This window comes from Neobacillus sp. FW104-15D2 (genome assembly GCF_058790155.1).
The window spans coordinates 1-10075 of the sequence record NZ_JBYTCJ010000056.1; the positions used below are offsets into that span (position 1 = coordinate 1).

A 10075-nucleotide genomic window follows, 5' to 3' on the forward strand; every position below is an offset into this window, starting at 1 on the left:
ATAATGAATTTGAGGAGATTTTATAAAATTCTTACCATTTTGTCCATTGACAAGCGACTTTATCAACAGACTGAAAGAAACGCGTCCCTAAAGGGAAGCGTTTCTTTTTATTGTCCTGCTGATATTTGAGTATCAGCAGTATTTTGGTCTGGTGCGGGAGTTCCTGGAACGGCTGTGTTCAAATCAGCACCAGGCGCCGACCCGGGCTGAGACATTCTTTGCTTTTTCAAATCAAAATAGGCATCAAGTGCTCTTCGGCCGATGTAGTTACTAGTACCACGGCCATTGGCTCCCTGATATGCCCAAGGAACTAATACTGCGATTGACACTTCTGGATTATCATAAGGTGCATAGCCAACTAGACTAAGGTTCATCACCTCAGGTGCCTCTTTTCCATATTTCTTTCGGTCCGGACCATCATAAAATGCTTGAGCTGTTCCAGTTTTTCCTGCAAAAACGTATTTGGCCCCATGGAAATATCTCACCGCTGTTCCATCGCCTACATTTCCAACCATATAAAAACCTTTTTTCACCCTGTCAATCCATTCCGGTTTAGCATCTATCCGGTTAAGGACTTTTGGCTCGATTTCCTGCATAACAGAACCTAGTTCTTTATTATCTGCACCTGGCTCTCTAATCTCTTTAACTAGGTGAGGCTGAACCCTGTATCCCCCATTAGCAATGGTTGAGACATATTGAGCCAGCTGCATCGGAGTGTACGTATCATATTGTCCGATAACAAGGTCCAGCAGCAAACCAGGTGTTTTATCAGGACCAGGGAAACCTGTTGCTTCATTTGGAAGATCAATTCCTGTTCTAACCCCAAGTCCAAATTGGCTAAAAGACTGTCTAATAGTACTAAAAGCCTTTGTATCAATTGGGAGCGGTTGATTTATTTCATAATGGCCTTTTGCTATAGCAATGGCTGTTTTCCACATATATACGTTAGAAGAAACCTGAAGTGCTCTTAAATCATTGATTGTTCCAAAGTTCTTCCATGATTTTTTTACAGGGGTATGTGCTATTTTAAGAGGTGAATCAAATTGAGTAGATCCCGGATGTATAGCACCTGTTTTGTAACCTGTCAGGACTGTAGCACCCTTAACCGCTGATCCTACGTTATAGGATGTTGAAATATTTCCTAGTGCGAAATCATTCATTTTACCATCCTTGCCAATTTGTTTCCCGGCCATAGACAATATTTCACCTGTATTGGGATCCATCATAACAACAAAAGCACGATCAAGGAGTTGAGCACCTTTCTCCTTTTTCGCCGCTTTTAATTCCTCTTCCAAAATCTTTTCTACTTGCGACTGAAGATCCATATCAATGGTAAGCACAAGGTCTTTACCTCTTTGCCCTTCTGATACTACTTCAGTGGAAATAACATTTCCGGCTTTATCTGTTTTATTTTTCACTTTTCCTTTTTCACCATGAAGAACGTCTTCGTATTGCTTTTCGATATAACTCTTTCCGACTCGCTCATTACGGCTGTAACCCCTTGCCAGATAATAATCAAGCTGTTCTTTTGGAATACCCTCGTCAGATGTGGTAACTCCGCCCAGTACTGTTCGGAGCGTACTGCCAAATACATAATTTCGATTCCAGTCGGTTGTTGTATTTACACCCGGCAGATTTTCAAGATTTTCACTGACCACCGCAAATTCTTGTGGAGTTACATCCTTATTCTTTACCATTTGCGGAGTCAATGCATATCCACTATTAAACTGTCTGAAAATAGCCAATACTTCTTTATCGTGATCTGTGATTTGAGCCAGGTCTTTGGCCGAAACCCTTTTTAGCTGAAGCTTGTACAAATCTTTATCATCCAGCTTCTTTTGCTTAAATTCTTCCCATTCTTTATCGGAAATCTTTGCTTTTGCTTCATTAGGATGCTTTAAGAGCCAAAAGTCCTTCATGTCTCGCTCCTGGACTTTTTTAATATCCATATTAATAAGCTTTGAAAGCCTTTCTGCAACCTGGAGCATTTCTTTCTGGCTTGTATTTTGAGATTTTGTGTAAGTGATTGCATTGAGGGGCGTATTATCGACAATGACTTTTCCATTTCTGTCAAACATCTTCCCTCTCGGTACAGGATTATTAGTTGTTATGTCTGATGTTCTTTCAATTTCCCGTTTAAAATCATTTCCATATACAATCTGAACAACACCAAGCCTTAAGATTAGCGCTGAAAACAGAACGAAAACAACAAAGAATAAAATATTTAACCTTAAAGGGACATGGGTCTTTTTCTTCTTCTTATTTGTTACCAATTGTTTATCACACTTTCTTTAATGGATTCCACTTTCTCCATTTTAAAAGAAACTCAGACTTTTTTCCAAGAGTAAACCTTACCATTTTTTTAAAATCGGTAAATCAGGCAGTGGATAATTTGACCCTTCTAATAAACCAATAAATACAGGTATGACCTGCGCCCAACACCAGCAAGATGACAGGAATGCTTTTTTCCTCATTAAACAAGGTGATTGCCCCAAGAAAAATTAGAATGGAGACAATTCGGCCAGCATTAATAAAAATCTCCCTGACCACCACGTATTCAATCCGCATTTCAGCCGCCTTCCAGCTTTGACCAATGACATCATAGGTCATTGACACATATGGTACAAGTAAAATAGGATAGGCCGTTGCTATTAAAGCTGCATAAATCAGCAGCTTATAAAATGTAACATCCCAAACAATAAAGAAAATAGCCACGTAGAGTATAATTCCGCCAATTAGTATCGCTTTTTTTCGATGATTTTTTTTGATCATTCGGGATACTGTAAAATAAGCAATAAATGAAATACCTGAGTTAACGAGTCCATAGGTCCCCAAAGCTAATTCGCTCCCGGTTGATAAAAATACAAAAACTGAAATGACAAACAAAAACGTCCCTTCTCTCAAGCCTTGAAAAAAATGGGCATGGGTTATGAGACGCCAATTTTGATTTTGTCTTCTTTCCTGCAAAATCCTAATAAAACAATACTTGCCGCTCGCTGGTCTCCTCTTTAGGAAAAAGCTTAGTAGAACAGCTAGTGCAAATAATGCGAGAGAAATCCCAAAAACCACAGTGTATCCAGTGAACTTTTCAAGTCGCGAGATAATATATCCGGAGGTCATTGGGCCAATCATGCCTCCAGTAGATCCCAATATTCCAAGAAATCCATTAAAAAAGTCCCTTGTTTCAGGTTCTGTTATTTCGAATGTCAAAACATTAAATGCAAGCCAATAAAAGCCGTAACCAATGCCTAAAAGGCCGCCTAGAAGGAATAAAAATTTAGATGCATGCGTGCCGGCAAGCAGTACGGTCAAGTAAAAAACAGCCAAAAAAATGATTCCAATACGAAATACAATTACCCTATCGACTTTTTTTGCCCACCTGCCAGCCAGTATAAAGGTTAAAGGCTGCATAACAACTATAGAAAGATTATATAATCCAAGATCGGCAAACTGTCCTGATTGCTTCCAAAGATAAATATTCACAAAAGTGTTGGAAAGCGCGACACTGAGTGAATACAATCCTCCAATTATAAGAAGAAGAGCCAGGTCTCCTTTAAATTCGATGTCGCCCATTAATTTAAAATTTTTGATCATAGCAAACTCCCCTTTGTTAAGGGTAGTCTGTTACAACCGCTGGATTCTTATTCGTTTTTGGGAAATTTTGAAATAGAGGGGGAATTTTTAGAAAAAAAAAAAGGCAAGCTGGTTGCCTGCCTTTTCTTCGTTATAAAATTATTTTGCTGAACTGTAACGCTTGGATACTTCATCCCAGTTTACAACATTCCAGAAGTTAGTGATGTATTCTGGACGACGGTTTTGATAGTTAAGATAGTAAGCATGCTCCCAAACATCAAGACCAAGAACTGGAGTTTTACCTTCCATTAATGGAGAGTCTTGGTTTGGAGTGCTTGTTACTTCTAATTCGCCATTGTTAACAACTAGCCAAGCCCAGCCTGAACCGAAACGAGTAGTTGCTGCTTTTGCGAATTCTTCCTTGAAGTTTTCAAGGCTGCCAAACTTTGAGTTAAGTGCATCAGCAAGTTCACCAGTTGGCTCTCCGCCGCCATTTGGAGAAAGGATTTGCCAGAAAAGTGAGTGGTTAGCGTGGCCGCCACCATTATTGCGAACTGCAGTACGTGCAGACTCAGGAACAGCATCCAGGTTAGAAATAACCTCTTCTACACTTTTAGAAAGAAGTTCTTCGTTACCTTCCAAAGCATTATTAAGGTTAGTCACATATGTGTTATGGTGCTTTGTGTGGTGAATATTCATTGTTTCTTTGTCAATATGAGGCTCAAGAGCGTCATAAGCATAAGGTAATTGCGGTAATTCGAATGCCATTTTAATATCCTCCTATGTAATACAAAATTTTTCAGCTTTAGCACCTAAATTAAATTTAGAATATTTCCAAAGCTTTTCAGGTTAAGATTACCAGATTTCAGATTTTCTTTCAAATTTAATGCTTAGGTCTGACATAGATACAATTCCCATTTGGCAGCCATTTATTCATTACTCTTATTTCAAAAGCTCCCACGGCTTCAGTTTCGAAAAATTGTCATTTTTATAAAAACGCATAGCAGCAACCCTGAATGATATCAGCGACAAAAATCACTTCCAAATCAAGCAAAAGCCATATTGACATGATGTTAATAATTTCTTTAAATCAAGATGTAAGGCATTTAAAGGAGTGGGAAAAAATGCAGAGCAGCATTTCATTATATAATGTACTTCTTCAATTTTTCAGTGAAAAAGAATCCATTCAAAAGGTAAAGGCCGGGAGCGTTTTGTTTCAGGAAAAAGATCCTGTTCAGCATATTTTTATTCTTCTTAAAGGTAGTGCTGCAATCGGAAGGGTTCATGTCAAAGGAAAAGAATTTATTTTAAAGATCCTGAATGGCCGTGAAATTTTGATAGAATATCAGCTCTTTAAAGAGAACCCATATTATCACTTCTATGCAAAGGCCCTTACTGATTGTGAATTTATCATGATTAAGAAGGATCAATTTGAAGATTTTGTCTTAAAAGACACAGCCGCTATGAATTCGCTGGCAGCGTGGATGAGCACCAGATATTTAAAAGCCCAGATGAAATGCCAGGATTTAATTATGAACGGCAAAAAAGGTGGCTTATACTCTATTTTAATACGTCTATCTAATTCTTATGGTGTAGTGACTGAAGATGGGATACTAATTGACCTGCCCCTCACCCACCAGGAGCTGGCCAATTTGACGTACGGAACCAGAGAGGTAATTCAGAGGGCATTAAAAGAATTACGTGAACAAGATATAATTTCGTATGATAATCAAAAAATCACGATTAAAAAAGTAAATTACCTAAAAGGGGAGGTAGATTGCCAGAACTGCTCCATGGAAATATGCGGGCTAAACTAACTGCTTACCGAAAAACTGTATGAATAACACCACCATAAATCCCCTTTGAAAAGGCTTTATGGAACACAAAAGGATATAACTTTAATTCTTAGAAAAACTTGGCATTCGCCAAGTCCTTTTTGGTGGATGCCTTTGTTTTGCTTATAAGTTCAGTATTTATGGATATAAATTCTGATTAGCCAAGATAAAATCCCTGCCAATGGGCGGGGATTTTTTTGTTAAGAAATTTGATAGAAAAAATACAGGATCATAATAGCCATAATCACTGATTTCGTAATAACACTGCTAATAAATCCAATTACAGAGCCTATCCCAATTTTAATGCTCTCTGAAAAAGGTCTTCTGTTTACTAGAGTTTCTGCAGCAATTGCGCCAATAAACGGGCCAATCAGGATTCCGAAAAAAGGAATAATAAACGGGCCAGCAATTAAGCCGATGGTGCTACCCCAGACTCCTGCCTTTGAACCACCATATTTCTTTACTCCAATCATGTTTGCTATATAATCCGCCCCAAAAAGGAGGACAACAAATAATCCCTCTATCAGCCAAAAATACCAGGTAAAGTGCTGAAAGCTAAATAAAACCCCATACATTAAAATGCCGGCTACTAAAAACAGGACACTTGGTATTATAGGATAAACCAATCCTACAAATGCAACAGCAAAAAGCACCCATATAATAATCCAAAACAAAATATTCAATAGAATTCCATCCTTTTACTACATTTTTCCCCTTTTACCCCTATATACTCAGGATGACACTTTTCTAGTGCTGTAAGGGGTATTTTCATTACTTCTTGTATATCACCTTCCGTAAAGCTAAAATAAAGTGGTGAATCTGTTTAAGGGTGTGTAACAATGAATATTTTCAAACAGCTTTTTAAAAGCATTTATTCTCCAAAAGATATTGCAGTTTTTCGTTTTCAGGGAATCGGGAAAACTATTTTGTATGTATTTCTTCTGACCCTTATTTCTCTTATCCCCCCTTTAATTTCCATAAGCACAGAAATTAATGCTGCTATTCAGACGGGGAAAACAGTTATCGAAGATGAGCTTCCTTCTTTTACTATTGAAGATGGACAATTGAAATCCTCAAGCAAAGTACCGATAACAATTGAAAAAGGTGACTTTACCGTTATTTTCGACTCTACAGGAACAGTAAAGCTAGATGATATCAAAGATGATAATACGGTAGCTCTTTTAAAGAATCAGTTTGCTTTCTCTGGAGGCGGAAGAATTCAAACATATGAGTATTCGATGATTGACTCCTTAAAGCTGACTAATAAGGAACTTGCTGGTTTTATTGATTCTATTGAAAGTTCCCGATACATTATTATCGGAATAGCTGGAGTACTCATTTTAATTCTTACCAGCGCTTCGAGTTTTATTGAAGTTTCCATTCTTGCTCTAATCGGCCTGGCTATTAAAAATATGGCTGGAAGAAGACTGAATTACGGCCAGATTTGGCGAATGGCTGCATACAGTGAAACATTGCCAACAATCTTCTTTACTATTATGGCAGCAATTGGAACTACAGTACCAAATTCATTTTTGATCAACTGGTTTGTTGCCATCATCGTTTTATACCTGGCAATTAACGAAGTACCTAAACCTAAGGCGAAGATAAAATAACGTGCATTCTGTGCACGTTTTTTTGTTCTAAAGAAAATAAGACAAGCATATTCATGTAGAAAACCCTGCGATGGAGGGCTTTCAATGAAAAAGCTGATTGGAATACTTACTGCTTTATTAGTTATTTATATTATTTATTTCGACCTGACGGAAGGCACTATGCCCATTTCAGAAACAGCCAGTGTCGAAGTAATAGCTAAAAAACCTGCACCAGCCAGATCAGCCGGTTATTTCACCGTAAAAGTAGGGCCTGGAGAAACAGTGCTTTCTGTAGTTGAACATCAGCTTAATCATAATCTCCCTGTATCGATAGAAAAGGTTATTATGGATTTTAAGTCACTTAATGGCGGCCTATCTCCAGAGAAAATTCAAATAGGCAAGAGTTATCGATTCCCTGATTACACCGGGAAAATAACACAATAAGAAGTATGGCTCCTTTACTCTTTTCAGTCAATCTCCTTGTCTGATGAGTTCGATACTGCTAAAATAGTATCGTATTGCATTTATTCGAATCCATCTCTTAAAGGAGCGAATTACCGTTGAATGAAATTACTCATCGTACTAAAACCCGTCCGATTAAAGTAGGAAATTTAACAATCGGCGGAAACAACGAGTTAATTATACAAAGCATGACAACTACTAAAACTCATGATGTTGAAGCTACAGTAGCTGAAATTAAACGTTTAGAAGAAGCCGGATGCCAAATTGTCCGAGTTGCCTGCCCAGATGAGCGTGCAGCCAATGCGATTGCTGAAATCAAAAAGAGAATAAACATTCCTTTAGTTGTTGATATCCATTTTGACTATAAACTAGCCCTTAAAGCAATCGAGGGTGGAGCTGATAAAATCCGGATCAACCCTGGTAATATCGGTAAGCGTGAAAAGGTAGAAGCAGTTGTAAAGGCTGCTAAAGAACGCGGTATACCAATCAGGATTGGTGTCAATGCAGGTTCACTTGAAAAAAGGATTCTTGAGAAATACGGTTATCCTACTGCAGATGGAATGGTAGAAAGTGCTCTTCACCATATTAAAATATTGGAAGACCTTGATTTCCACGATATTATTGTCTCCATGAAGGCTTCCGATGTAAACCTAGCGATTGAGGCATATGAAAAAGCTTCCAGAGCTTTTGATTATCCTTTACACTTGGGTATTACAGAATCCGGAACTCTATATGCAGGCACCATTAAAAGTGCTGCAGGATTAGGTGCTATCATTAGTAAAGGAATAGGAAATACACTTCGTATTTCGCTTAGTGCCGACCCTGTAGAAGAGGTTAAAGTCGCCCGGGAATTGCTAAAGGTATTCGGACTTTCCTCTAATGCTGCTACATTGATTTCATGCCCTACCTGCGGAAGAATTGAAATTGATTTAATCAGTATTGCAAACGAAGTAGAGGACTATATATCTACAATAAAAGCCCCTATTAAGGTCGCGGTACTTGGCTGTGCTGTTAACGGCCCTGGGGAAGCAAGAGAAGCAGACATTGGTATAGCCGGTGCACGAGGAGAAGGTTTATTGTTCCGCAAAGGGGAAATTGTTCGTAAAGTTCCCGAAAAAGAACTGGTTGCCGAACTGAAAAAGGAAATCGACCAGATTGCTGAAGAATACTTCCAAAAGAAAGCGAAAGAAGAAGCAGCAGCTCTTCCCAATGCATAATTTTTTATATCAAAAAGGGCCGGCATATTGCCAGCCCTTTTTTGCTCCTATCGAAACCATTAAAAGAACGGAAGAATGAAGATTCCGATTATAATCGAAACTGCTCCTAATCCAATGGCCCAGGAACCAAGTGATTCTGCTCCCCTGCGGCGTGCAATAAATCCTAAAACGATTCCTGCTGCACCAAAAAGAATAGGCATTACAAACAGCGATAAAATAGATAGTGCCAAAGCAACCGTACCAAGCCCGGTACCTCCTGCGGCTGTTTCCCTTCCGCCTGCGGCTGCATTTAATCCTCGATTGGCATTTCGGTTAATACCCACCGGAGCGGCAATTTCCGCAGCTGTTTCTTCCCTGTGATCTGTGTTATCAGAGTTATTTCTCCTTAGATCACGCACTATAAATCCTTTATCATCATCTGCCATCCAAATCCCTCGCTTTCTTTTAGGAGCATTTTTATTGTTTACGTTTCAGGATGCAAATAATGATGTTAAAGTTTGTCTAATATCCTTTAAGTTGTTAGCGGCGAAAGTTTTTTCTAATGTGTGGAGTTTTTTTGGTAAAATAAAGGAAGAGAGATAATTTAATGATAAATGAGGGAGTTTTAATGAAAAAACGTTTTGGTATTGATATTGATGGAACCGTAACGAGCCCGTCTTCAATGGTTCCTTTCATCAATGAAGCTTTTGGGCTTAATATAACTCTTGATGATATAAAACAATATGATTTAAACCCGCTGGTTAATGTATCTGAAGAAGAATTTGCTAAATGGTTTATTGAGAATGAACCGTTAATATACTCCAAATCGCCACTGGCGCCTGGTGCCCTCTCCATTTTAACTAAATGGAAAGAAGATCATGAATTATTTTTTATAAGCGCCAGAGGGAGAAATTTACTTGATGTAACGAAACAATGGTTTTTACAAAACGGACTCTCTTTTGATCATATTGAATTAATTGGTACACACCATAAAATAGAAGCTGCCAAAAGGCATTGTGTAGATGTTTTTTTTGAGGACAAGCACGATAACGCAGTCATGATTCACGAAGAATGTAAAATACCTGTTATTTTATTCAATACACCGTACAATCAGGATCCCATCCCTCAAGGTGTTATTAGAGTAAATGACTGGGATGATGCTGATGAATGGATTCAAACATGGCTTCAGAACCAGGAACATAAGAAAAGCGCAAGCGCCCGTTCAGCGAAGCAACTACCTGAGTAAACTTCCTGTAACTGCTTCTCTGAGTAGACGACTTGCAGCTTTGTGACGAGCTGAACATAAGCTTCTTTGAAAAAGCTGTGGCACAGGAGCACTGGAGTTCGATGTTGACTTATCGTAGGGAGAAGCGGAATGGACACTAGCTGCACCAAGTATCACCTAAAGGTCATACTT

At 38.5% G+C, this 10075-nt stretch carries 10 protein-coding genes; 5 read left to right on the plus strand and 5 right to left on the minus strand.

The annotated features are described in order from the left end of the window. Window positions 1–107: 107 nt before the first annotated feature. The 3 genes from AC3WR0_RS24940 to AC3WR0_RS24950 all read right to left on the minus strand — a co-directional run bounded on the left by AC3WR0_RS24940 (window position 108) and on the right by AC3WR0_RS24950 (window position 4341). On the minus strand, window positions 108–2273 hold the full coding sequence (locus AC3WR0_RS24940) for a peptidoglycan D,D-transpeptidase FtsI family protein (protein WP_492554780.1): 2166 nt from the start codon (window positions 2271–2273) through the stop codon (window positions 108–110). Between the two features lie 103 nt (window positions 2274–2376). Beyond that, the gene (locus tag AC3WR0_RS24945) at window positions 2377–3594 is read right to left on the minus strand and encodes an MFS transporter (RefSeq protein ID WP_492554781.1); all 1218 of its coding nucleotides are present in this window, start codon (window positions 3592–3594) and stop codon (window positions 2377–2379) included. Between the two features lie 138 nt (window positions 3595–3732). Beyond that, window positions 3733–4341 carry a superoxide dismutase gene (locus AC3WR0_RS24950; RefSeq protein ID WP_027320035.1) on the minus strand — a complete coding sequence of 203 codons (609 nt, stop codon included), beginning with the start codon at window positions 4339–4341 and terminating at the stop codon, window positions 3733–3735. A 356-nt stretch (window positions 4342–4697) separates the two neighbouring features. On the opposite strand from AC3WR0_RS24950, the gene AC3WR0_RS24955 reads away from it, so the two are divergent. Next, window positions 4698–5390 (plus strand): Crp/Fnr family transcriptional regulator, encoded by a 693-nt coding sequence (locus AC3WR0_RS24955; RefSeq protein WP_492554782.1) that lies wholly within the window; start codon window positions 4698–4700, stop codon window positions 5388–5390. 218 nt (window positions 5391–5608) lie between these two features. Here the strand turns inward: AC3WR0_RS24955 and AC3WR0_RS24960 are convergent, their stop codons facing one another. Beyond that, window positions 5609–6091: a DUF456 domain-containing protein gene (locus AC3WR0_RS24960; protein WP_492554783.1), complete on the minus strand. Its 483-nt coding sequence runs from the start codon at window positions 6089–6091 to the stop codon at window positions 5609–5611. Window positions 6092–6247: 156 nt separating this feature from the next. On the opposite strand from AC3WR0_RS24960, the gene AC3WR0_RS24965 reads away from it, so the two are divergent. The 3 genes from AC3WR0_RS24965 to ispG all read left to right on the plus strand — a co-directional run bounded on the left by AC3WR0_RS24965 (window position 6248) and on the right by ispG (window position 8679). Then, a complete protein-coding gene (locus AC3WR0_RS24965) occupies window positions 6248–7021 on the plus strand; it encodes a DUF1189 domain-containing protein (protein WP_492554784.1) in 774 nt (257 codons plus the stop codon). Between the two features lie 84 nt (window positions 7022–7105). Continuing rightward, window positions 7106–7444 carry a hypothetical protein gene (locus tag AC3WR0_RS24970; protein ID WP_492554785.1) on the plus strand — a complete coding sequence of 113 codons (339 nt, stop codon included), beginning with the start codon at window positions 7106–7108 and terminating at the stop codon, window positions 7442–7444. Window positions 7445–7569: 125 nt separating this feature from the next. Beyond that, complete coding sequence (gene ispG, locus AC3WR0_RS24975) at window positions 7570–8679, plus strand: flavodoxin-dependent (E)-4-hydroxy-3-methylbut-2-enyl-diphosphate synthase (RefSeq protein WP_196814275.1); 1110 nt, start codon at window positions 7570–7572, stop codon at window positions 8677–8679. 59 nt (window positions 8680–8738) lie between these two features. On the opposite strand, the gene AC3WR0_RS24980 is transcribed toward ispG, so the two are convergent. Continuing rightward, a complete protein-coding gene (locus tag AC3WR0_RS24980; RefSeq protein WP_492554786.1) occupies window positions 8739–9104 on the minus strand; it encodes a hypothetical protein in 366 nt (121 codons plus the stop codon). A gap of 182 nt (window positions 9105–9286) precedes the next feature. Here AC3WR0_RS24980 and AC3WR0_RS24985 point away from each other — a divergent pair, with 182 nt between their 5' ends. Continuing rightward, a complete protein-coding gene (locus AC3WR0_RS24985; RefSeq protein WP_492554787.1) occupies window positions 9287–9904 on the plus strand; it encodes a hypothetical protein in 618 nt (205 codons plus the stop codon). The last annotated feature ends 171 nt before the right edge of the window (window positions 9905–10075 follow it).

Coding starts and splice junctions, on each gene's coding strand:
- AC3WR0_RS24945 (WP_492554781.1), bottom strand. CDS start 3,594: ATGATCAAAAATTTTAAATTAATGGGCGACATCGAATTTAAAGGAGAC.
- AC3WR0_RS24950 (WP_027320035.1), bottom strand. CDS start 4,341: ATGGCATTCGAATTACCGCAATTACCTTATGCTTATGACGCTCTTGAG.
- AC3WR0_RS24955 (WP_492554782.1), top strand. CDS start 4,698: ATGCAGAGCAGCATTTCATTATATAATGTACTTCTTCAATTTTTCAGT.
- AC3WR0_RS24965 (WP_492554784.1), top strand. CDS start 6,248: ATGAATATTTTCAAACAGCTTTTTAAAAGCATTTATTCTCCAAAAGAT.
- AC3WR0_RS24970 (WP_492554785.1), top strand. CDS start 7,106: ATGAAAAAGCTGATTGGAATACTTACTGCTTTATTAGTTATTTATATT.
- AC3WR0_RS24980 (WP_492554786.1), bottom strand. CDS start 9,104: ATGGCAGATGATGATAAAGGATTTATAGTGCGTGATCTAAGGAGAAAT.
- AC3WR0_RS24985 (WP_492554787.1), top strand. CDS start 9,287: ATGAAAAAACGTTTTGGTATTGATATTGATGGAACCGTAACGAGCCCG.